19 protein-coding genes and 1 tRNA gene are annotated in these 23,089 nt (G+C 62.5%); 10 read left to right on the forward strand and 10 right to left on the reverse strand.

Annotated elements, in window-relative coordinates; all coding sequences use genetic code 11:
* The first annotated feature begins 144 nt into the window (after positions 1 to 144).
* Positions 145 to 1,779 (forward strand): fatty acyl-AMP ligase, encoded by a 1,635-nt coding sequence (locus QMK32_RS09500; RefSeq protein WP_283474542.1) that lies wholly within the window; start codon positions 145 to 147, stop codon positions 1,777 to 1,779.
* A gap of 92 nt (positions 1,780 to 1,871) precedes the next feature.
* On the opposite strand, the gene pth is transcribed toward QMK32_RS09500, so the two are convergent.
* The 3 genes from pth to QMK32_RS09515 all read right to left on the reverse strand — a co-directional run bounded on the left by pth (position 1,872) and on the right by QMK32_RS09515 (position 4,535).
* Positions 1,872 to 2,450 (reverse strand): aminoacyl-tRNA hydrolase, encoded by a 579-nt coding sequence (pth, locus tag QMK32_RS09505; protein WP_269300987.1) that lies wholly within the window; start codon positions 2,448 to 2,450, stop codon positions 1,872 to 1,874.
* Positions 2,451 to 2,537: 87 nt separating this feature from the next.
* Positions 2,538 to 3,182 (reverse strand): 50S ribosomal protein L25/general stress protein Ctc, encoded by a 645-nt coding sequence (locus QMK32_RS09510; protein WP_283474544.1) that lies wholly within the window; start codon positions 3,180 to 3,182, stop codon positions 2,538 to 2,540.
* Positions 3,183 to 3,365: 183 nt separating this feature from the next.
* Positions 3,366 to 4,535 carry an aminotransferase class V-fold PLP-dependent enzyme gene (locus tag QMK32_RS09515; protein WP_283474736.1) on the reverse strand — a complete coding sequence of 390 codons (1,170 nt, stop codon included), beginning with the start codon at positions 4,533 to 4,535 and terminating at the stop codon, positions 3,366 to 3,368.
* A 178-nt stretch (positions 4,536 to 4,713) separates the two neighbouring features.
* Here QMK32_RS09515 and egtA point away from each other — a divergent pair, with 178 nt between their 5' ends.
* The 5 genes from egtA to QMK32_RS09540 all read left to right on the forward strand — a co-directional run bounded on the left by egtA (position 4,714) and on the right by QMK32_RS09540 (position 9,727).
* Positions 4,714 to 5,976, forward strand: coding sequence for an ergothioneine biosynthesis glutamate--cysteine ligase EgtA (gene egtA, locus QMK32_RS09520; protein WP_283474546.1), 1,263 nt, complete (start codon positions 4,714 to 4,716; stop codon positions 5,974 to 5,976).
* Complete coding sequence (gene egtB, locus QMK32_RS09525; protein WP_283474547.1) at positions 5,973 to 7,277, forward strand: ergothioneine biosynthesis protein EgtB; 1,305 nt, start codon at positions 5,973 to 5,975, stop codon at positions 7,275 to 7,277. Before egtA ends, egtB begins: the two co-directional genes overlap by 4 nt.
* Complete coding sequence (gene egtC, locus QMK32_RS09530) at positions 7,278 to 8,012, forward strand: ergothioneine biosynthesis protein EgtC (RefSeq protein WP_283474548.1); 735 nt, start codon at positions 7,278 to 7,280, stop codon at positions 8,010 to 8,012. It begins immediately after the preceding gene.
* Positions 8,013 to 8,024: 12 nt separating this feature from the next.
* Positions 8,025 to 8,999 (forward strand): L-histidine N(alpha)-methyltransferase, encoded by a 975-nt coding sequence (gene egtD, locus QMK32_RS09535; protein ID WP_283474550.1) that lies wholly within the window; start codon positions 8,025 to 8,027, stop codon positions 8,997 to 8,999.
* A 92-nt stretch (positions 9,000 to 9,091) separates the two neighbouring features.
* A complete protein-coding gene (locus tag QMK32_RS09540; RefSeq protein WP_283474552.1) occupies positions 9,092 to 9,727 on the forward strand; it encodes an SOUL family heme-binding protein in 636 nt (211 codons plus the stop codon).
* A 141-nt stretch (positions 9,728 to 9,868) separates the two neighbouring features.
* Here QMK32_RS09540 and QMK32_RS09545 read toward each other — a convergent pair whose 3' ends face one another.
* The 4 genes from QMK32_RS09545 to QMK32_RS09560 all read right to left on the reverse strand — a co-directional run bounded on the left by QMK32_RS09545 (position 9,869) and on the right by QMK32_RS09560 (position 13,242).
* Positions 9,869 to 10,495 (reverse strand): hypothetical protein, encoded by a 627-nt coding sequence (locus QMK32_RS09545; protein WP_247596169.1) that lies wholly within the window; start codon positions 10,493 to 10,495, stop codon positions 9,869 to 9,871.
* Positions 10,496 to 10,656: 161 nt separating this feature from the next.
* Positions 10,657 to 11,640, reverse strand: coding sequence for a ribose-phosphate diphosphokinase (locus tag QMK32_RS09550; RefSeq protein ID WP_283474554.1), 984 nt, complete (start codon positions 11,638 to 11,640; stop codon positions 10,657 to 10,659).
* The gene (gene glmU / locus QMK32_RS09555) at positions 11,637 to 13,121 is read right to left on the reverse strand and encodes a bifunctional UDP-N-acetylglucosamine diphosphorylase/glucosamine-1-phosphate N-acetyltransferase GlmU (RefSeq protein WP_283474555.1); all 1,485 of its coding nucleotides are present in this window, start codon (positions 13,119 to 13,121) and stop codon (positions 11,637 to 11,639) included. Before glmU ends, QMK32_RS09550 begins: the two co-directional genes overlap by 4 nt.
* A 50-nt stretch (positions 13,122 to 13,171) precedes the next feature.
* Positions 13,172 to 13,242 (reverse strand) — tRNA-Gln (locus QMK32_RS09560).
* A 226-nt stretch (positions 13,243 to 13,468) separates the two neighbouring features.
* On the opposite strand from QMK32_RS09560, the gene QMK32_RS09565 reads away from it, so the two are divergent.
* The 4 genes from QMK32_RS09565 (at position 13,469) to QMK32_RS09580 (ending at position 19,597) form a co-directional block, all read left to right on the forward strand.
* Positions 13,469 to 14,065 (forward strand): TetR/AcrR family transcriptional regulator, encoded by a 597-nt coding sequence (locus QMK32_RS09565; protein WP_269301744.1) that lies wholly within the window; start codon positions 13,469 to 13,471, stop codon positions 14,063 to 14,065.
* A gap of 188 nt (positions 14,066 to 14,253) precedes the next feature.
* On the forward strand, positions 14,254 to 14,892 hold the full coding sequence (locus tag QMK32_RS09570; RefSeq protein ID WP_283474556.1) for a ScbR family autoregulator-binding transcription factor: 639 nt from the start codon (positions 14,254 to 14,256) through the stop codon (positions 14,890 to 14,892).
* A 218-nt stretch (positions 14,893 to 15,110) separates the two neighbouring features.
* Positions 15,111 to 18,683, forward strand: coding sequence for a transcription-repair coupling factor (gene mfd, locus QMK32_RS09575; RefSeq protein ID WP_283474737.1), 3,573 nt, complete (start codon positions 15,111 to 15,113; stop codon positions 18,681 to 18,683).
* A complete protein-coding gene (locus QMK32_RS09580; protein ID WP_283474738.1) occupies positions 18,683 to 19,597 on the forward strand; it encodes a nucleoside triphosphate pyrophosphohydrolase in 915 nt (304 codons plus the stop codon). Before mfd ends, QMK32_RS09580 begins: the two co-directional genes overlap by 1 nt.
* Before the next feature lie 71 nt (positions 19,598 to 19,668).
* On the opposite strand, the gene efeB is transcribed toward QMK32_RS09580, so the two are convergent.
* Genes efeB through efeU form a run of 3 tightly spaced genes read right to left on the reverse strand, consistent with a single transcriptional unit; the run spans position 19,669 to position 22,950 of the window.
* A complete protein-coding gene (efeB, locus tag QMK32_RS09585) occupies positions 19,669 to 20,934 on the reverse strand; it encodes an iron uptake transporter deferrochelatase/peroxidase subunit (protein WP_283474558.1) in 1,266 nt (421 codons plus the stop codon).
* Entirely contained in the window at positions 20,915 to 22,054 is a 1,140-nt protein-coding gene (efeO, locus tag QMK32_RS09590; protein WP_283474559.1) for an iron uptake system protein EfeO, read from the reverse strand. The genes efeB and efeO overlap by 20 nt, the downstream gene beginning before the upstream one ends.
* Before the next feature lie 5 nt (positions 22,055 to 22,059).
* On the reverse strand, positions 22,060 to 22,950 hold the full coding sequence (efeU, locus tag QMK32_RS09595) for an iron uptake transporter permease EfeU (RefSeq protein WP_283474560.1): 891 nt from the start codon (positions 22,948 to 22,950) through the stop codon (positions 22,060 to 22,062).
* Positions 22,951 to 23,089: the final 139 nt, after the last annotated feature.

The raw sequence follows: 23,089 nt of genomic DNA on the forward strand, positions 1-23,089 counted from the left end.
ACGAACCTCAATCTCACGTTGTGCGGCATCGGGCTCGTACCAGGGTACTCGGACGAATCAGCGGTAACGGTTCACCTCCGCGCGAGGATTGAATAACCTGAACACCACCTGCCGCGACCAGGCTCGCTCGACGAGGAGATGGCATTGAGTAAGTTCACCGAAGAAATGTTCGCGACGGCAAAATCCAGTCGTCGCGGACTCGTGACCGGCGAGCCTGACCAGCCGCTCCGTCAGTCCTGGGGTGAGATCCACCAGGATGCGCGCGCGATGGCAGGCGCTCTGGCCGAGGCAGGCATCGGGCACGGAGACGCGATCGGTGTCCTCGCCGGGCAGCCGGTGGACATCGCACCCGCCTGTCAGGCGACGTGGATGCGGGGCAGCTCGGTCACGATGCTGCATCAGCCGACGCCGAGGACCGACCTTGCCGTGTGGGGGCAGGACACCGAATCCGTCGTGAAGATGATCGACTGCAAGGCCGTCGTTCTCGGCGCTCCATTCGACGTCGCCGCGCCGATTCTGGAGGAACGAGGTATCGCCGTATTGAAGATCGAAGACATGCGTCGCGGCACTCCCGTCGACCCGATCGACACCTCGGAGTCCGACATCGCGCTCCTACAGTTGACCTCTGGGTCCACCGGGTCACCCAAAGCGGTGCGGATCACCCATGAAAACTTTTTCGTCAACGCGTACGCCATGATCGATCGGATCGAGTTCGACGTCGACCGCGATGTGATGGTCAGCTGGCTGCCGTTGTTCCACGACATGGGTATGGTCGGGTTCCTCACCGTACCCATGCAGGTCGGTGCCGAGGTCGTCAGCATCACCCCACTCGACTTCCTGCGGTCGCCACTGCTGTGGGCCAAGCTGATCGACAAGTACCGCGGAACTGTCACGGCGGCACCGAATTTCGCCTACTCACTGCTCGCTCGACGGCTACGGCAAGCCGATGACGATTTCGATTTGGATCTGAGTTCACTGCGCTACGCCTGGAACGGCGCCGAGCCGGTCGATCCGGACACGATGATCGCGCTCGCCGAGGCCGGGCGGCCGTATCAACTCGACCCGCTGGCCCTTGCCCCTGTCTACGGTATGGCGGAAACGACTCTGGCCGTATCGATTCCGGATCCACTGCAAGGACAGGTGCTCGACGTCGTCGATGCAGACCTACTCGAGGCGATAGGTCGGGCAGTACCGGCTACCAAAGGCAACGTGCGGACCCTGGCGACGCTCGGCAAGATGGTGCCGAACCTCGAAGGGCGCGTGGTGGACAAGGAAGGGCAGGTACTGACACCGCGTGGTGTCGGCATCATCGAAGTACGCGGTAAAGCGGTGACTCCCGGATACATCACCGTCGACGGCCCGGTAGCAACCCAGGACGAGGACGGCTGGCTCGATACCGGTGACGTCGGCTATTTCACCGAGGACGGTCTCGTCGTGGTGTGTGGGCGTATCAAGGACGTCATCATCATGGGCGGCCGCAACATCTATCCCACCGACATCGAGCGGGCTGCAGGGTCGGTGCGCGGAGTACGCCCGGGCAATGCCGTCGCAATCCGTCTCGACTCCGGTGACAAGCGGGAAAGTTTCGCAGTTGCCGTGGAAACCAACGATTTTCGTGATCCAGAGGAGGTCAAGCGGATCGAGCGTGAAGTGGTCCACGCCGTGCACTCGGAGGTAGGCGTGCGGCCCCGCACGGTCGCTGTCCTGGGACCTGGGTCGATCCCGAAGACGTCCTCGGGCAAGCTCCGTCGGGCCAATTCGGCTGCGTTACTGGGGTAGCGCGCACCCTTTTTGTAAAGCGCACACACCTGCTCGGATGCGAGCAGGGCGCGCAGGTTGGGAAAAACGGTGTTAGCTTCAGCGCGGCAAGCTCAGCGCGGATGAACTTGGTTCTGCGCAGCTTCGAGCCCGTCGCGCAGAAGCAGTTCCGCCGCATCGGCAGCTTCCTCGCAGATCACGCCGAGATCCTTGCGTTCGGCTGCGGAGAACGGCTTCAGGACGTACGCGGCAGCATCCATTCGACCCGGCGGTCGGCCGACCCCGACGCGCGTGCGCAGATAGTCCTTGGTGCCCAGCTGCTGCGAAATCGAACGCAGACCGTTGTGTCCGCCCTCGCCGCCGCCGAGCTTGAGGCGAATCGATCCGAACTCGATGTCCAGTTCGTCGTGCACGATCACGATATTGCCCGGATCTACGGAAAAGAACCGCGCAAGTGCGGCCACCGGTTGGCCCGACAGGTTCATGAACGTTCGCGGCTTGGCCACCACGACTGGTCGATCGCTCAGGCGGGCCTGAATCACCTCGGAATTGGACTTCTTGTGAGAAGAAAACTTTGCACCGATGCGAGCGGCCAACACGTCGGCGACCAAAAAACCCACGTTGTGCCGCGTCGCCTCGTATTGCGGTCCGGGGTTCCCGAGTCCGACGATCAGGGCTGGCTCTACATTCACAGCGACCATGCTTCCATTGCGTGACAAACAACGACGCGCCGCTCCCCAGTGCAGGGGAACGGCGCGTCGGCGGTAAAAGGGCTGAGATCAGCTCTCGGACTCTTCCGAGCTTTCCTCGGCTGCTTCCTCAGTGGCCTCGCCGGTCGGCTCGGTGCCTTCGCCTTCGGCCTCGAGGTCCTCTTCGGACGGAGCCTCGACGACATTGACGAGCAGCATTTCGACGTCGGACACCAGGGTGACGTTCTCAGGCAGCGTGACGGCGCCTGCGAGGATCTGAGTTCCGGCTTCGAGGCCCTCGACCGAGACGGTGATCGACTCGGGGATCGACAATGCGTCGGCGTCGATTTCGATGACGGTCGAGTCGGTGTAGACCAGGGTGCCTGCAGCGGCGTCGCCCTCGATGAGGACGTTGACCTCTACGGAGACGCGCTCGCCCTTCTTGAGGACGAGGAGGTCGGCGTGCTCGATGCTGCGGCGGATCGGGTGCACGACGATGTACTTGGTGAGTGCGACCTGCTCTGCGCCGTCGATGTCGAGCGTCAGCACGGCGTTGGTGCCGTGGTTACGGAGCACGGCAGCGAAGGCGCGGGAATCGAGTGCGAGGTGCTGCGGGTCGGTTCCGTGTCCGTACAGAACGGCAGGAACAAGGCCGTCGCGACGTGCGCGGCGGGCTGCACCCTTACCGAATTCGGTGCGAACGATCGCCTTGAGGTTGTTAACAATTTGCGCCATGTGGTGAATGCTCCTGGTGTATCGCTTGTGGCGGATAAGACTCGTCGGGGCTGACACGTACGAGCAAGGCCAGGGGCCGAGCCGCGTCGATCACGGTAGTTCCTGTGTAGGTTCTACCCTCGCCGAGACAACCCGGAAGACTTTACACGACGGCTCTACCAACACTGCGAGTGCATCCGTAACTCACCGGTCCCGGAGCACTTCGATCATCTCGTCCAGCTGCGCGAATGTGACGAAATAGTGTGGTGACGCCCGTACGACGGCGTCGAGCTTCCGACGCGTCATGTCGACAAGTGTCGAGCTGCGGGGACTCACGGTGACCGTGACACCCTGCTCTGCCAGGAGGTCGCGGACGTCGGTCGGCGCGAGCTCCGCGACTGTGAAGGACACGATGCCGCTTGTGCGGTCGCCCAGATCGTGTACCGACACGCCATCGACACCCCGTAGCGCTGTGCGCAGGTATTCGGCACGCTGAGATATCGCTTCTTCTGCGTTGTCGATGCCGATGTCGAGCAAGTAGTCGACGGCCGTACCGAGCGCTAGTCGAGCTGCGACGTCGCATTCCCAGAATTCGAATCGAGTGACGTCAGGCGCCAGTCGGTACTCGGACTCGCCGACCCACTGGGCGCTGTGTAGGTCGAGGGCGGGCGGCTCCAGAGATGCGGACAGTTCCGGGCGCAGGTACAGGAAGCCGGTTCCACGGGGCCCGCGTAGCCATTTTCGTCCGGTTGCGCTCAGAGCGTCCACTCCGAGCTCGGCGACATCTACGCGAATTTGACCGATCGATTGACACGCGTCGAGCAATACGAGTGCGCCGAATCGATGCACCAGATCGGCCACTGCACGCGCCGGATTGATCAGACCGCCGTTGGTCGGAGCGTGCACGAGCGAGACAATTCGGACGCGTTCGTCGAGCATTGCTTCGAGCGCGAGGAGATCTATCTGCCCTGTCGGATCACTCGGCATGATCTCGACCCGCGCGCCCGTCGCCGCAGCGCGTTGCAGAGCTGCGATCGCGTTGCTCGCGTACTCCACTTCGCACATCAGAATTCGATCACCCGCGGTCAGTGGAATCGAATAGAAGAAGTCGCTCCATGCGCGGGTTGAACTGTCGCTCAACGCAATATCCGACGCCTGAGCGCCGATCAACGTCGCGATCGAAGTCTTGACGGCGGCGAGATCGTGCGTGCGCTCGATGGCAGCGCGGTAACCCCCGACGACGGCTTCACGACGCAAATGCGCAACGGCTGTCTCGACGACGGGGGTCGGAGGCAACGAGGACCCTGCACTGTCGAGGAAGACCGAGGTCTCTGCAGCAGGGGTGTCGCGGCGAATTCTCTCGGGATCCAACACCGTAAGTGTGCCTTCCTGTACGAGAAAGTTGTCGGTGCGCTGTGATGCACTTCTGGTTATTGTCGATGCAGGGTTCCACAGTATCCGCGTTTCGTGCAGCACGGCCCTGGGTAGTTCGAGCTCTGGGGTAGTCCGATCCACATTCGTACAGAAGCGCGGTTCATGCGAGGAGGCACTTTTGTCGTCCAACGAGAAGTCGCTCGGGCTGAGTTCTCGGCCTGCGGCCGAGGCCTATGTGTCGCGGGTCTGCTTCAAGCTCGGGCCGCCTCAGCTCATCGGTGCCGAATTGGAATGGTTGACTTTTGCCGAGGACGGAGACAGACCGTCCCTCGAACATCTTGCCGCCGCGCTGGGGGACTACGCACCGCGCAGCATCGCACCTGATTCACCCGCCCTGACGTTGCCGGGCGGAAGCGCCGTCACTATCGAACCGGGCGGCCAGATCGAACTCTCCAGCTCACCGCATGCGTCGGTGACCGAACTGCAGAGCGCGTTGGATTCGGACTCCCGTGTAGTCACCGCCGTCATGGAAGCGGGCGGCATCTATATGGCATCGATGCCCGCAGACACCGAGCGTGAAGCGCGCAGAGTGCTGGTCCTTCCGCGCTACTGCGCAATGGAAAATCGCTTCACCACCATCGGCCCGTTCGGAAAGCTGATGATGTGCAACACCGCTGCAGCTCAGGTCAGCGTCGACGCAGGAGTCGATCGTGCCGAGGTCGCTGCACGGTGGGAGATGTTGGAGGCCGTCGGTCCCGCATTCGTGGCCGCGTTCGCTTCCTCGCCTCGTCTACGGGGCGCACCGAAAGGCACCTGGGCGTCGCAACGCATGCGTACCTGGCTCGAACTCGACGACAGTCGTACCGAAGTTCCCGCCACCGGTGATCCCATTGCGGACTATGCGAGATGGGCGCTCGACGTTCCGCTGCTGTGCATTCGTAGCGAAGGGGAAAGCTGGGAGGCGCCGTTCGGATCGACGTTTGCAGATTGGCTTGCAGGAGATGTCGCTGAACTGGCCGAACGGCAGCCGACCACTGCCGACCTCGACTACCACCTGACCACACTGTTTCCGCACGTCCGCGCCTGCGGACACCTCGAGATTCGTTACCTCGACGCCCAACCCGACGGGCAATGGGTCGTTCCGGCGTCCGCGTTCGAATCGTTGTTGTCGACTCCGGACGTCGTCGAAGCGGCAACCGCGCTCGCGCACCGGACTGCAGGCCGATGGATCGATGCCGCACAGTCCGGGTTGGCGGATGCCGACCTACGTGAGACTGCCGTCGAGCTGCTGCGGTTGTCTGCAAGCGCGGGAGGTGATCACGCGGGCTCGTTGTCAGTGGCCTCTGAGCGATGTCGCCGGGGGGAGTCGCCCGAACCAGGAGACGCAGTGGCCCGTTCGATCAACGCGGGCCATTCCATGAGCAAGGAGACGGTGTCATGACAGTCGAGCAGCTTCGTGATCGAGTCGAGGCCGTGCTTACCCGTAGTCGTGCACGTAGTGCGCTGCTGACCGAGAGTGTCGACGAAAAAGAGCTGACCGCGCAGCACTCGCCACTGATGAGCCCGTTGGTGTGGGACCTCGCGCACATCGGCAATCAGGAGGAATTGTGGCTCGTCCGCGACGTCGGCGGCCGTGATCCGGTTCGCCAGGACATCGACGAGCTGTATGACGCGTTCAAGCACTCGCGTTCGAGCCGCCGGTCGCTGCCTCTGTTGTCACCGGATGAGGCTCGTGCCTACATCGGCACCGTGCGAGAGAAGGTGTGGGACATTCTCTCGTCCAGCCCGCTCGACGGGCGCAGACTCGAGCAAGATGCATTCGCGTTCGGCATGGTTGCGCAGCACGAACAGCAGCACGACGAGACGATGCTTGCGACGCACCAGCTTCGGCTTGGGCCGGCGGTCCTGTCGGCGCCCGAGCCGCCCGCCCCGACCGTCGAAGCGACGGGCGAGGTCGTGATCGAGGGCGGCCCGTTCACGATGGGCACCACTTTCGATCCGTGGGCCCTCGACATCGAACGGCCGGCGCACTCGGTGTTCGTTCCCACGTTCGCCCTCGACGTCGCACCGGTCACCAACGGTCGGTATGTGGACTTCATCGAAGACGGTGGTTACGACCGAGAAGATCTGTGGAGCGAGCGCGGTTGGTCACACCGGATCGCCGAGGGACTTCGAGCGCCGTTGTTCTGGGAGCGTGACGCAGGTGGTGCGTGGTGGCGTCGCCGATTCGGTGTCACGGCCCCGATTCGACCGAGCCAGCCTGTGGTTCACGTCGGCTTCTTCGAGGCAGAGGCCTACGCGCGCTGGGCAGGCAAGCGCTTACCGACCGAGGCCGAGTGGGAGAAGGCGGCGCGTTTCGACTCGTCGACCGGCTCGGTCCGCAAGTATCCGTGGGGAGATGCAGAGCCGACGCCATCCCACGCAAATTTGGGTCAGCGGCATCTGGAACCGGCCGACATCGGGGCCTATCCAGCGGGGGCGACACCGCAGGGTGTGCAGCAACTCATCGGTGACATGTGGGAGTGGACGTCTTCGGATCTGGAGCCCTACCCGGGATTCGAGCCCTTCCCGTATGCCGAATATTCCGAGGTGTTCCTCCGCGGTGACTACAAGGTGTTGCGCGGAGGTTCGTTCGGTACCGACGAGGTCGCATGCCGAGGCACGTTCCGGAATTGGGACCACCCGATTCGTAGGCAGATCTTTGCCGGCTTTCGGTGCGCACGCGATGTCGAGTCACGCTGAATGTGTCGTCATCTCGGTTACCTCGGCCCGCAGCGTAGCGTCGCTGACGCTGTGACAGTGGGTAGCAATTCGCTGCGTGTTCAATCGTGGGCGCCCAAGGACATGCGGGGCGGGGGCACCATCAATGCCGACGGCTTCGGTGCCGCGTGGTGGGATGCAGATACCGTGCGCAGCTACCGAAATCCGATGCCGATCTGGTCGGACCCAGCTGTCGACGAGGTCCTCGTCGCCGCACGGTCGACGGCGATCGTTGCGGCAGTGCGCTCGGCGACCGTCGGAATGCCGGTGGAGCGCAGTGCGTGTGCCCCGTTCACGGATGGCACCTGGGCCTTCAGTCACAACGGTGTCGTCTTCGGTTGGCCGGAGGTGATGACGGACCTCGCCGAGCAAGTGCCGTTGGCGGACCTCCTGCGTCTACCGGCACCGACGGATTCGGCAGCATTGTGGGTCATCCTGCAAAACCTTCTTCGTGAGCACGAACCGGATAAGGCGTTGCGCATCCTGGTGAACCGCGTCGAATCCGTTTCGCCGAGTCCGCGGCTGAATCTTCTGCTCTCCGACGGGCAGACGCTCTATGCCACCACCGTCTATCACTCGTTGTCCGTACTGCGAAGCGAAAACGCGGTCACTCTCGCGTCCGAACCGCTGGACGACGATCCGTCGTGGGAACCGATTACGGACCACCAGTTCGTGGTGGCCCGGCCCGGCTACCTCGATATCACCGACCTCGATTGAAGGAGCATTTTCGTGTCAGATAGTGCGTTGGATGTCCACATCTCGCCGGAACGGTTACTGGAGGACTTGCGATCAGATGTGAGGCAGGGTCTGACTGCGTCGCCGAAGTGGCTCTCGCCCAAGTGGTTCTACGACGCCACCGGCAGTGAATTGTTCGAGCGGATCACCGAGTTGCCCGAGTACTACCCGACTCGAACAGAGCGGGCACTCATCGAGGCCCATGCACAAGACATCGCCGAGCGCACCGACGCGGCGATCCTCGTCGAACTCGGTTCCGGTTCTTCGGAGAAGACCAGATTGCTGATCGAGGCCGGAATCAAACATGGCTCGCTTGCAAAGTACGTTCCGCAGGATGTCTCACAGTCGGCGTTGTCCGGCGCAATCGAGCAGATTTCGCGCGAATTTCCCGCGCTCGAAGTCCATGGGATCGTCAGCGACTTCACGGACACCTTGCAGAATCTGCCCGCCGACGGGCGGAGAACCATCGCCTTCCTCGGCGGCACGCTCGGTAATTTGACTCCCGAGGAGCGTGCGGGGTTCCTGTCCGACATCGCCAGTGCACTGATAGCCGATGAATTTCTTGTCCTCGGAGTGGGCCTCGTCATCGACCCGGATATTCTGGTCCCGGCATACGACGATGCAGCGGGTGTGACGGCAGAGTTCAACGTGAACGTGCTGTCGGTACTCAACGATCGGCTAGGGGCGAATTTCGATCGCTCCCAGTTCGAACACGTTGCGGTGTGGGATGCGGACAACGAGTGGATCGAAATGCGCCTTCGTGCGAAAGAGGCTCAGCACATTGTCATCGCGGACCTCGCCCTCGATATCGAATTCGCCAAGGGCGAGGAGTTGCGCACCGAGATCTCGGCCAAATTCCGGCAAGAGGGGATAACGGCAGAACTGGCCGACGCAGGCTTCGGTGTCGACCAGTTCTGGACGGACCCGCAGGAACAATTTGCCCTGATCCTTGCTCGTCGCGGCCGCTGAACCTTTCCCGCCCGCATCGCTCGTCCCGACGGCCCGTGGCCGGCGCTGGTAGTAATGAGGTTGGTACCACGCGATAAAGATCGGACTGGACGATGTCGAACAAAATTGTGTCCACTATCGCTCAGGTGGCCGAGTCAGGCTTGGGCATCGTCGGTGTCCGCGTCGGCACCGAGGAACCCGCTCACACCAGTCGGCGACTGACCGATGAGGTGGAAATCCGTCGCTACGACCCGCGAATTGCGGCATCGACCACGGTCCATGCCGACGAAGAACAAGCACGCCGGGACGGGTTCCGTCGCCTCGCCGGTTACATCTTCGGTGGCAACACGGGCTCGCAGAAGGTCGCCATGACCGCGCCCGTCAGTCAATCGTCCGCCGACTCCCAGCGGATCGCGATGACCGCACCGGTGTCGAGCAGCGCCGACCGCGACAGCTGGGTAATCCGGTTCTTCATGCCGTCCACTTGGACGATGGACACGTTGCCGACGCCCAATGGCGACCGCGTGAAGTTGGTCGAGGTTCCGGCGGAGACGGTCGCCGTGCTGCGCTTCAGCGGTGGCCGTGGTCGGGACAACGTTGCGCCGCAGATCGAGAAATTGTCAGAAGTGCTGCGCGCCCACAACATCGAGATGTCGAACGAGCCGATGACGTGGTTCTATGATCCGCCCTGGACGCTGGCATTCCGGCGTCGCAACGAGGTGGTTGTGTCGGTGCCCGAAGGTTCCTGAGCGTCGACTCGGGTGTACCGGCACGGCAGGTGAGGCGATGCCGGTGAGTGCTCGGTTTCTTTTTCGACCGGCAACGCGACTACCCCCTGTGTGCCACCCTCCCTCGAACACACATGCTTCGGTGTGCGGAGGGAGGGGAAGTCAGCTGGTACGGCGGCGAGCCTTTTCGAGCGCGCCCAGTGTGCCCATCACACTTGTGCGCTGACTGGTGAGGTCCTTGAGCCGCGCACGGGCCGGCAATCCGGAGCTACCGTCGAGTGCGGCGATCTTCTCGTCGATGCTCGCCAACTGCTCGAGGAGTTTCTGTCCACGTGACTGAAGTTCGATCAGGTCGACACTGCTCACACCTGCCTGGGATTTCTTGGGGGCGGCTTTCCCCGATGCAGATGCCGACGTCGGCGCTGCGGCAACTGCGGCAGCTGCCCTGGGCCGCAAAGCTTTGCGCACGGCGGCAGGATCGGGAAGCTTCTCGAGACGGATGCGATTCAGAACCTCACGTGCGTCGCGGGCAGTGACGCGGTACTCGCGCTCTTCCTCGTCTTCGGACGCGAGGGTCCCGCCGAGGGGGCGCAAACCATACATTCCGATGAAGTGCTTGGCCTCATCGATGATGGCTTCGTGTTCGCGGCACTGGCCGCAGCGTGGCTCGTTTCGATACATTTCGATCGAATCGGTGCTCCCACACCACACGCACGCGCCCGGAGTCCAGCGGGCGATTCGGACGGTAGAAGTTGCGGTCGGGCTGTCCATAGTTTGTGCGTCGATCACGACGAGTCATCCTAGGTTACAACGAAACCCGCCCCGCACACCCCTCCCTGTCGAACTGCGGTTTTCGAACCTGTTAGTGACCAAGTTCATGCAGTGGGGGAGAGATGGCGGAGCGGGTGTGACGAAACTGAGCCTGCGGAACAACCAGATAGTGCTGGGTGCTACGCGACGCCGTTGAAGAGGCTTGTCACCGAACCGTTTTCGAAGACCTCGCGGATGGTGCGAGCAAGCAGAGGCGCGATGGAAAGCACGGTGAGTGTTTCGAAGTGCTTGTCGTCGCTGATCGGGAGGGTGTTGGTGACGACAACTTCCTTTGCCCCGCATTCTGCGAGACGTTCGGCGGCGGGGCTGCTGAGGACGCCGTGGGTGGCTGCGATGACGACGTCACCGGCTCCTGCTTCCTTGAGCACCTTCACGGCTCCAGCGATCGTTCCACCGGTGTCGATCATGTCGTCGATCAGGATGCAGGTGCGTCCTTCGACGTCTCCGACGACGCGGTTCGACTTGACCTGGTTGGGCACCAACGGATCGCGTGTCTTGTGAATGAACGCCAGCGGTGCGCCGCCGAAGCTGTCGGCCCACTTCTCGGCAACGCGAACGCGTCCTGAGTCGGGGGAGACGACGGTGATGTGTTCGAGGCTGTACTTGCTCCGGATGTGATCGGCCAACTGGCTGTGCGCATGCATGTGGTCGACGGGGCCGTCGAAGAAGCCTTGAATCTGGTCGGTGTGCAGATCGACTGTGATGATGCGATCGGCGCCGGCGGTCTTGAGAAGGTCGGCGACCAGACGCGCGGAGATGGGCTCGCGTCCGCGGTGCTTCTTGTCCTGGCGGGCGTACGGGTAGAACGGCAGAATTGCGGTGATGCGCTTGGCCGATCCGCGCTTGAGCGCGTCGATCATGATCAGTTGTTCCATCAGCCACGTGTTCAGCGGGAACGGGTGACTCTGCAAAACGAAGGCGTCGGATCCGCGGACCGATTCCTCGAAGCGAACGAAGATCTCACCGTTGGCGAAGTCGCGTGCGGTCTGCGGGGTCAGGCCGATTCCCAGCTCCTTTGCCACCTGCTCGGCAAGCTCTGGATGTGCTCGACCCGAGAAGAGCATGAGGTTCTTCTGGTTGTCGATCCAATTGGGGGTGGTCACTGCTGTTCGCCATCCTTTGATTCGTGCGCGTTTGTCGACTTGGCAGCCACAGCCCGAACAGCAGCTTCCGCCGCCGCCGTTCCTGGCCGTTTCTTTTCGACCCAGCCCTCGATGTTGCGCTGGGAACCCGCGGAGACGGCGAGCGCCCCCGGGGGTACATCGTGTCGGAGCACTGTCCCGGCTCCGGTGTAGGCCCCGTCACCTACTCGGACCGGGGCGACGAACATGTTGTCCGATCCCGTCCGGACGTGCGAACCGACGATGGTGCGGTTCTTGTCGACGCCGTCGTAGTTCACGAAAACACTCGACGCGCCGATATTGGAGTGCTCACCGATGGTCGCGTCGCCGACGTAGGTCAGGTGCGGCACCTTCGAGTGGTTTCCGATTGTCGAATTCTTGGTTTCGACGAAGGTTCCCACCTTGGCGCAGTTCCCGATGTCGGACCCTGGACGTAAGTATGCGAACGGTCCAACAGCGGCACCGGAGCCGATGGTGGCGAGATCGGCTTGGGTGCGCACCACCGACGCGCGCTCGCCGACGACGACGTCGCGGAGCGTGGAGTCGGGTCCGATGACAGTGTCCTCGCCGATGTGAGTGCTTCCCAATAACTGGACGCCGGGTTCGAGGCGGACATCCGCGCCGAGAGTGACATCGACGTCGATCCAGGTAGTGGCGGGATCGACGACGGTGACGCCTGCGCGCATGTGTCGCTCGATAATGTGGCGGTTGAAGATTGCGGTGACGCGGGCGAGCTGAACTCGGTCGTTGACACCCAGAACCAGGTCCGGATCAGCGAGCTGAGTGCCGTAGACCGCCAGGCCGCTGCTCTTGCTGATCTTGACCACATCGGTCAGGTACAGCTCGTGCTGAGCGTTCTGGGTGCTCAGTTTGCCCAGTGCAGTTCGCAGCGCAGCGGCATCGAACGCGTAGACCCCGGAATTGACCTCGTCGATTCGCACCTGTGCTGGACTCGCGTCGGCATGCTCGACGATTTCGGCTATTTCACCGTCGTCGGTACGTACGATTCGGCCGTATCCGTTGGCGTCGGCCGGTACGAATGTGAGGACCGTCGCAGCGGCAGGCTTGGGTGCGCTCAGATGCTCGTCGAGCAACGCTTTGAGGGTGTGGCCGTCGAGAAGGGGGACGTCGGCTGCAGTGACGAGGACGGTGCCCTCGAAGTCGTCCGGTAGCGAACGTAAGCCGCACTGCACTGCGTGACCGGTACCGAGTTGCTCGTTCTGTACGGAGGTGGAGATGGTGCGTCCGAGTTCGACGCTCAACTCGTCGACCGATTCCGTTACTCGCTCACGATCATGTCCGACGACGGTGACCAGGTAGTCCGGCCCCAGATCGGCAGCGGCATGCAAAGCGTGGGCAAGCATTGTGCGGCCGGCGAGGGGGTGGAGGACTTTGGGAGTCTTGGACCGCATTCGGGTGCCTGCTCCCGCTGCGAGAACGACCACGGCGGTGTGCAACGGCAACTGAGCTCCTTGCGAATTGCTGGTTACTTTTTCGACAGAAATTCTTCTCGCTCCGCCGCCAGGACTCGAACCTGAACTATCTGAACCAAAATCAGAGGTGCTGCCATTACACCACGGCGGATCGTGGACCAGCGGTTTCTCCGGTGACCGAATACCTTTGTGAATCAGGTCTACGGCCGCGGCTCTCCCACCGAGCGCAACGAGTCTCGCATGAACGGTAGTTGCCAGTCGAACCGCGCCCAAAATTGAGCACTAGGCTTGCCGAACGAGGCTCCTTGCAAGCAAGCGAGCGAAGAATTTCGGTGGGAGGCATTTTGTCCGAACCCGAGCGGGTACCGCGCGTTCGTATGACGGGTACGCAGCGACGTGAGCAGTTGATCGAGATCGGGAGGTCCCTGTTCGCCGAGCGCGGGTACGAGGCGACGTCGGTGGAAGAAATCGCAGGTCGGGCACACGTGTCCAAGCCCGTCGTGTACGAACACTTCGGCGGGAAAGAGGGCCTGTATGCGGTGATCGTCGATCGAGAGATGTCGACGTTGCTGCAGATGATCACGTCTTCACTGGAACAGAATCGCTCCCGAGTCCGCGTCGAGCTAGTCGCTCTGGCCCTGCTTACCTATGTGGAGGACCGCACCGACGGCTTTCGAATTCTGGTTCGGGATTCACCGGTCGCCGCGGTTGCCGATGGCAAGTACTCGTCGTTGTTGAACGATGCCGTGTCTCAGGTAGGCCACATTCTGGCAGGCGACTTCACGCGGCGAGGGTTCGACGCAGGGTTTGCTCCCTTGTATGCGCAGGCGCTGGTCGGAATGGTCTCGATGACGGCACAATGGTGGCTCGACGTGCGAGAACCCTCGAAAGAAGTTGTTGCGGCTCACGTTGTCAACTTGTGTTGGAACGGATTGACCAATCTGGAGGCCGCGCCGCAATTGGGCGGCAAATGAGCGGTCGATTTTCGCACTACCGCCCGAAAGAGCGGGTAGGGTCAATTTTGTGGCACTGAGACTTACGTCACAGATGCTGGATTTAGTTGTACGGACCGTTAGCAAGTTGACCGAGGCGCGAAAACCACTGGATGGTACCGTTCGCAGCATTGCGCAATGGCAGTCCCAGTATTCCTAAGGCGGATCGAATGGTCAGACAGGCCCGCGCTGAGATTACTCGCGATACGGTGTTGTCCGGTGCAGCAAACGTGTTTCTGCGTCTCGGATACGCGAACGCGAGTCTCAGCGAAATCATCTCTCAATCACAGGTCACCAAGGGTGCTCTCTACTTCCACTTCGGCTCGAAGGAAGAACTCGCGCGTGCCGTGATCGACGAGGGCAACGCCAGGCTCACCGCCGCGTGCCAGCAATTCAACGACGGCCGTATCCCGGCTCTCGAAGCTGCCATCGGCATCTCGTACATTGTCGTCGACATGTCGGTCACCGACCCCATGGTCTCCGCGATGATGCGTCTGTGCCACCAGATCGGTGATTACAGCGGCACCAAGGGCAATGTCATGGCCGGCTGGAGCGTTGCATTCGATGCACTTGCAGCCAAGGCGATCAAGCAGGGCGATATCGAGCAGGATGCCGACCCGAACACCATCGGATCCCTCGTTCTCGAGATCCTTACCGGCGTGCACATGGTTGCCGTCGCTACCGGGACCACCGATGAGTTGCCGTCACGCATGGAGCGCCTCTGGTACTACCTCCTTCCTTCGCTCGTCACGGCAGGCAAGCTCGACTACTTCCGCGAATTTGCGGCGAGACGGGTGATCCGGCACTAGCACCCCGGCTCGATGGGCCTGCCCAGCCGTCGCCGGGTCGGTCTGCTCCCATAGAATTGTTTGCGACCGCCGGTTTGTTCCGTTCGCCATGATTTTGGTGCGCTTTCGAACCGGATTACCTTCGTGTCGTCCTTCGTTCAGGAGCCCTGCTGTTGTCTTCCGATTCCTCGCTTCACCTGTCGGGCGTCGCGCGCGTCGCTCTGGCAGATTCCGCCTTGATGACCGTCAGCGAGGCCGTCGGGACTGCGGAATACACGCTCGTCGCGCCGAACTCGTCACGGCCGTTCGTCGCTGCCGCGATCGCGCAGCAGGCGCAGGTGCTCGTCGTCACCGCGACGGGACGTGAAGCCGACGACCTCACCGCTGAACTCGGCCAGATGTTCGGCGACTCGGTGGCGCAGTTTCCATCATGGGAGACGTTGCCGCACGAGCGGCTATCACCCAGTGCGGACACCATCGGCCGCAGACTCGAAGTGCTGCGTCGGCTCGCACGGCCGGACGACCAGGATTACGGTCCACCTCTCCAGGTGATCGTCACCACGGTGCGATCGCTCGTTCAGCCGATGGCCCCGGGGCTCGGGGAAATCGAGCCGATCGGATTGAAGGTGGGCGTCGAGATCGACTTCGACGGACTGATCCACCGACTCGTAGAGTTGGCGTACACCCGCGTGGACATGGTCGGCAAACGCGGCGAGTTCGCTGTCCGTGGTGGGATCCTCGACATCTTTTCCCCGACGGCCGATCATCCGGTGCGTGTCGAGTTCTGGGGTGACGAGGTCACCGAACTCCGGGCCTTCTCCGTCGCCGATCAGCGTTCCCTGCCCGACGTCGTCGTCGAGTCGGTCATCGCACCCCCGTGCCGTGAACTGATTCTCACTCAGGATGTTCGCGATCGCGCGGCGGTGCTCGCCGGCGACAATCAGGCCGACGCGGCGCTGGTGGAGATGTTGGACAAGATGTCTGCCGGGGTGCCGGTGGAAGGCATGGAGGCGTTGCTTCCGCTGCTGCAGCCCGGTGAGCTCGAACTGCTGGCCGATGTGCTGCCGAAGGGTGCGCATGTCCTGCTGTGCGATCCCGAGCGAATTCGTACGCGTGCAACTGATTTGGTCCGAACCGGCCAGGAGTTCCTCGAAGCGTCGTGGACGGCGGCGTCCGTGGGCGGAGCGGCACCGCTCGACACCTCGACCGTGGACACCACCGGCCTGGGCGGGGCGAGTCTCGACCTCGGAGCGTCCGCATACCGTTCGCTACGCCAGATCCGCGAATCGGCGCAGGCACTCGGACGGCCGTGGTGGACCATCAGCCCACTGGCTTCGGGCAGCGAGACCGAGGTCGAGTTGGCTGTCGAGACCGTACCCGAGGTCCGTGGTTCGGAGGAGTTGCTCACCGGACTCTTTGCCATGCTTCGCGGTCATGTTTCCACCGGCGGTCGCGCTGTGATCGCCGTCGCGGGGGCGGGAACCGCAACGCGCATCATCGAGCGGCTCGGCGAGGCGGAAGTGCCTGCTGTCGCAATCGATTCGGGTTCCGAGCCATTGCCCGACGTCGTGAGCGTCCTGTGTGCCTCTCTCCACGCCGGACTGATCCTGCCCGACGCGGGGCTTGTGATTGTCACCGAAAGCGACCTGACGGGTAACCGTGTAGCCGCCGCCGAGGGGCGAAAGCTACCGGCCAAGAGGCGAAATCAGGTCGATCCACTTGCTTTGAAGGCCGGCGACAGTGTCGTGCACGATCAACACGGTATCGGCCGGTTCGTCGAAATGGTCGAGCGGACCATCGGCGGAGCTCGCCGCGAATACCTCGTCGTGGAGTATGCACCCAGCAAGAGGGGGCACCCGGGGGATCGATTGTTCGTGCCGATGGATTCCCTGGATCAGCTCTCCCGCTATGTCGGCGGGGAAATGCCGTCACTGAGCAAGCTTGGTGGTTCGGACTGGTCGAACACGAAACGCAAGGCGCGCAAGGCTGTTCGAGAGATCGCCGGAGAGCTCGTACAGCTGTATGCGGCTCGCCAGGCGGCGCCGGGCCACGCTTTCGGCCCGGATACTCCATGGCAGCGTGAAATGGAGGACGCGTTCGCGTTCACCGAGACGATGGACCAGATGACGGCCATCACCGACGTCAAGGCGGACATGGAGAAACCGGTCCCGATGGACCGTGTCATCCTCGGCGACGTCGGTTACGGCAAGACCGAGATCGCTGTTCGCGCCGCTTTCAAAGCAGTCCAAGACGGCAAGCAGGTCGCGATACTCGTGCCGACTACCCTGTTGGCGCAACAGCATCTGCAGACCTTCACCGAGCGCATGGCGGCCTTCCCTGTGACGGTCAAGGGGCTCTCTCGCTTCACCCACGGTTCGGACTCGAAGCTGGTCATGGCCGGGCTCGCCGACGGGACGGTCGATATCGTCGTCGGTACCCACCGGTTGCTGCAGACCGGTGTGGCGTGGAAAGACCTGGGGTTGGTGATCGTCGACGAGGAGCAGCGATTCGGCGTCGAGCACAAAGAGCACATCAAGTCCCTGCGTACGCACGTCGATGTCCTGACCATGTCGGCGACACCGATTCCTCGTACTCTGGAGATGAGCCTGGCCGGCATTCGAGAGATGTCGACGATTCTGACTCCGCCGGAGGAGCGTCACCCGGTACTCACCTACGTGGGTGCCTACAACGACAAGCAGGTCGCTGCGGCCATCAGGCGCGAACTGCTCCGTGACGGTCAGGTCTTCTTCGTGCACAACCGAGTCAGCTCGATCGACAAGGCAGCCAAAAAGATTCGTGACCTCGTACCGGAAGCTCGGGTGTCCACCGCGCATGGTCAGATGAACGAGGAAACCCTCGAGCGAACCGTGCAGGGGTTCTGGGAACGCGAAACGGACGTACTCGTCTGTACCACCATCATCGAAACCGGTCTCGATATCTCGAATGCGAACACCCTGATCGTCGAACGCAGTGATTCGCTGGGCCTTTCGCAGTTGCACCAGCTTCGTGGTCGGGTCGGGCGTAGTCGCGAACGTGGCTACGCGTACTTCCTGTACCCGCCCGAGAAGCCGCTCACCGAGACGGCGTACGACCGTCTGTCCACCATCTCGCAGAACTCCGATCTGGGTGCCGGTATGGCGGTGGCAATGAAGGACCTCGAAATTCGTGGTGCCGGTAACGTTCTCGGCGCCGAACAGTCCGGCCACGTGGCAGGTGTCGGTTTCGACCTGTACGTCAGACTGGTCGGTGAAGCTGTCGAGGCCTACCGGGCAGCCGCTGACGGCAAGCCCATCACCACCGACGAGGCCCCCAAGGAAGTTCGGATCGACCTGCCTGTCGACGCCAACATTCCGCCGGACTACGTCACCAGTGATCGGCTTCGGCTCGAGGCATATCGAAAGTTGGCCGCTGCTGCGGATTCCGAAGCCATCAATGCCGTCATCGAGGAGTTGGTGGACCGTTACGGCCCGCTGCCCGAGGAAGTCGGCAGGCTCGTCTCCGTCGCGAAGCTCCGGCTCATCGCCAAGGAATACAACCTCACCGACGTCAACGTCGCTGGTACGCAGGTCAAGCTGGCGCCGATGGATCTGCCCGATTCCAAGCAGATTCGGCTCAAGCGTCTCTACCCGAGCGCGCAGTACCGTGCGACCACCGGCGTCGTACAGCTGCCACTACCGCGCGTCGAAGGTGGGGGAGTCGGAGCAGCCAGGGTTCGTGACGTCGAATTGGTGCAGTTCATTGCCGACCTGATCCTTGCGCTCGACAGTAAGCCGTCTCGATCGGTTCTGTTGGAGCACACTGTGGGGGTGTGATGACGGTAGTCCTGCTCGACCCGACCCGGCCCGGTCAAGTTCCCGCAGAGGCCGTCGAATTCCTCAGTGGGGTAGTCGAATTCACCGAGGAAGTGCCCGTCGGTATTCGGTGGCTTTTCGCCGGAACGGCACGTTCCGACGACTCCGGCGGCGTGCTCGTCAGTACCGACCCACGTAATCGTGATGTCCTCGAGCGCATTCGGCGCGGCCACCGGGTCATCGCGTCCCCGAAGCTCCCCGGTGACGATCTCATCGCAGCTGTCGTGCTGATGGATCGACTCCGAACGATCGGGGGCTGGGAAGCGCAACAGACGCATGCCTCGTTGAGCGGCTACCTCCTCGAGGAAACCTACGAGTTGCTCGACGCCATTCACAGTGGGAACCTCGTCGATCTGAAGGAAGAACTTGGCGATCTCCTGCTGCAGGTCCTGTTCCATTCGAGGATCGCTCAGGACACAGAACGCGGCGGCTTCGACGTCGACGATGTCGCTGCTGGTCTGGTCGCGAAACTGACGCACCGCACACCACACCTGACCGACGGTTCGACGGGACCCATCGACGTCGCGGCTCAGGAACGGGCGTGGGAGGAACGCAAGGCGGCAGAGAAGGCGCGCGGATCTTGCCTCGACGGAATCGCGATGGCCCAGCCCGCACTTGCATTGACGCAGAAGGTCATTGCGCGCGCATCCAAGGCAGGTCTCCCGCCCGAGTTGGTGCCCGAGGATCTGCGAACAGTGCAGATAGGCCTCGATCACAGCAGTGGGGGCGAGAGTGCGGAAGATCTGCTCCGCCGTCGGGTGTTGGAGTTCGCCGAGCGTATCCGTTGTGCCGAAGTATCGGCCAAGGATCGCGGGGCTGTTCCCGGGCAGCTCTCCGCGATCGAGTGGATCGAGAATTGGGGTTTGCGGGCGTAACCTTGCCTCGCACTCCCAGCTTGAATGGCGCACTCGAGCTATTTGATCGTATGAATGTGCCATTCAAGCGATTACGCAAACAGCGTGGAACCCCAGTACTCCGATTCCCCGAGCCCCGGAGGGCACGCGAAGACTGCGGAGCCGACGTGCTGGATGTACTCGTTGAGTAGGTCCGTTCGCGCCAGAGCGAGCTGCAGCGGCACGAACTGGGTCAAGGGATCACGGCTGTACGCGATGAAGAACAGTCCGGCGTCGAGGTGCCCGAAACCGTCGGATCCGTCGGTGAAGTTGTAGCCGCGCCTCAGGATCTGGATGCCGCCGAGCTCTTCTTTGGACGCCAGCCGGACGTGTGCATCGACGTCGATGAGGGGCCCGTCCGGACCCTTCGAATCGAGATCGAGCGCATCGAATTCGTCGGTCAGGCCCAGTGGAGCGCCGGTTCCCTTGCTACGCCCGATTACTCGCTCTTGCTCTTTGAGCGTCGTGCGGTCCCAGGACTCGATGAGCATACGGATTCTTCGTGCAACGAGGTACGAGCCGCCACCCATCCACTCCTGGTCATCGGCAGGATGGACCCAGACGTTCTCGTCCAGCATCTGCGGGTCTTCGGCTTTGAGGTTGGCGGTTCCGTCCTTGAAGCCGAACAGGTTTCGAGGTGTGGCCTGAGCCGTCGACGTCGACGAGGTGCGGCCGAATCCGAGTTGCGACCACTTGACGGACACCGTCCCGAATCCGACGCGAGCCAAGTTGCGAATGGCGTGCACGGCAACCTGCGGATCGTTGGCACATGCCTGAATACACAGGTCGCCGCCCGATCGCGCAGGATCGAGGTTGTCGGCGGGGAAGTGCTGGAGGTCGGCCAACGATGCGGGCTTTTTGTCTGCGAGACCGAACCGATCGAACAAACCTGGACCGAATCCGATGGTCAAGGTCAGTGATGAGGCTGCGAGGCCGAGGGCTTCGCCGGTGTCGGACGGTGGCTTGTACTCGCCTGCCCCGACGGCGCCGTCCTCGAATGTTTCTTCGCCCTTGGTCAGTCGCTCGGCCATATCCGTCCACTTGCGGAGCAGTGCGACGAAGTCCTCGCGCGAGTCGGTGGTGATGTCGAAGGCGACGAAGTGCATGCGGTCCTGTGCGGGCGTGACGATGCCTGCTTGATGGTCACCGCGGAATTCGACGACGTCGGACGTCTGGGACTCGGAACCGGCTGCTGTGGCGTTGCCTGCGATGGCCCCGACACCGACAAGCGCGGCCCCAGCCCCGACGGCACCGAAGAGGCGCCGTCGGGAGAAGCCTGAGGCGGCCGAATCTTTGCTATTACTCTCCCGCGACGACACCCTGCACCTGACTCACTTCGGCGGACAATGCGTCGATCTTGTTCGAAAGTTCTTGGCGCTGTGGTTCGGTCACGGTGTCGTAGAACACGAAGCCGTCGCCGACACGGTACTTGGCGAGTTCGGCGTCGAGTTCGGCGAAGCGAGTGTCGATCGATGTTCCGAGTTCGGGTTCACGCTCGTCGATGATCGGGCGCACTGCGGCGATCGCGGCTTGCGCGCCGTCGACGTTGGCCTGGAAGTCCCAGAGGTCGGTGTGCGAGAAGAAGTCCTCTTCGCCGCTGATCTTGGTCTTGGCTACCTCGTCGAGCAGTCCCTGAGCGCCACCGGCGACCTGGATCGGGTCGACGGTGAAGTCGTCGGCCTTGACCTTCTCGGCGAGTTCGTCGATGTTGGCCTGAAGCTGGTCGGCCATCGCGTTGGTGTCCGGCTGCAACCCCTGTGCCCACAGATCCTTTTCGATGCGGTGGAAGCCGGTCCATTCCGCGCCCGGCTCGACGTCCGGTTCGCGGAGGTCGATGCGGGGATCGAGGTCGTCGGGGAAGCTCTCGGCGACGGGCTCGATGCGCTCGTAATAGCTACGTGCGATGGGGAACTGGGCCTTGGCGCCCTCGACGTCGCCGGCCTTGACCGCTGCCACGAAGCTTGCCGTCGTCTCCTGCAATGCATCGATCTGGCTGACAACGTAGCGCTTGTAACCCGATGCGGCCTCCGCGAGCAGGCCGTCGTCGTCGGCCTGGCGAACGGCGTCACCGCTGACGACGAAGTCTGCGCGGATGCCGTCGCCCACCATGCCTGCCTTGCATGCAGTTTGGTACGTGCCGGGGTCGGGCAGCGCGACGATGAGCTGGCGTGTCAGGCCGGGGCCGATGTTCTCGACCTCGCCCATGACTCGATCACCCTCGCCGTAGACATAGAACTCGGTGACCTTGCTGCCGTTGTTCGTGATCTGGAAGGTGGAGTTTCCGGTGACACCTTCGGAGGCACCGATGTCACATCCGCTGTCAGTGGCGGTGACCGTGATGTCCCCGTCACTCGCCTCGGAGGACGACTTTTCGGTACAACCGGCCAGAGCCAGCGGAAGAACCGCAACCGCTGCCAGAGCGTAGGTGGTACGACGCATTTTCTTCAGTGCCTTTCGGAAGCGTGGAGAACAGGCTCTGGTGTCGCGGGGACGCGAACCGGCCGGAGAAAGAGAAATAGGACGATGACGAGATATGCCAACCAGCAGACGGCTTGCAGGACCGTCGGCTCGGGTCGGAAGTTGAAGATGCCTGCTAGCACGGTGCCGTACCAGCTCGAGGCGTCGTAGTGCGCGGTGAGGTCGAACGCCACCGAAGACCCACCGGGAAGCACTCCGCCGATCTGCAGGGCCCGTATGCCGTAGGCGAGAATCCCCGCGGCGACGACGATGAGGAAGATGCCGGTGTATTTGAAGAACACGGCGAAGTTGATGCGAATCGCACCGAAGTACAGGAAGACCGTCAGGATGGCCGCGACGACTATGCCCACGAGGAGTCCGAGCAACGGCCACAGGCTGCCGTTGGTGTTCTCGGCGTATCCGACCATGAGAAGTGCGGTTTCGATTCCCTCGCGCCCGACGGCGAAGAATGCCAGTGTCAGAACGGCAATCGGACCGACGGTCAGTGCACGTTCCATTCCGCCCTTCAGCTCGCCCGAGATGTCCTTGGCCGCTGTACGCATCCACAGAACCATCGCCGTGACAATGGCGACGGCGACGAGGGAAGCGAGCCCGGCGATGATCTCGGCGGTGAGTCCGGTGACCGTCGACGTGCCGTAGTGAATGACGAAGAACACGACCGCGACCATGGCGACGGCAGCGCCGACTCCGAGCCATACCCATTTGAGCGCATCACGGCGATCGGCCTTGACGAGGAAGGCCACGAGGATCATCACGACGATTCCGGTTTCGAGTCCTTCGCGCAGTCCGATCAGTCCGCTGCCGAACATCTGGGTTGCGATCGACGGCGCAGTTCCGGCGGCAGCGAGTACGGACACGGGTGACCTTCCCTGGAATGGTACTAAGTTCGGTACGCCTGCCCTACCGAAGGATAGGCGACCCTCATCTGTTAACTATTACAGCAACATACACCTCGATAGCCAGTGCAAAAACACCTGAAACGAGCCCTTACATAGA

The sequence above is a fragment of the Rhodococcus sp. H29-C3 genome (genome assembly GCF_030063405.1).
Lineage (GTDB): Bacteria > Actinomycetota > Actinomycetes > Mycobacteriales > Mycobacteriaceae > Rhodococcoides.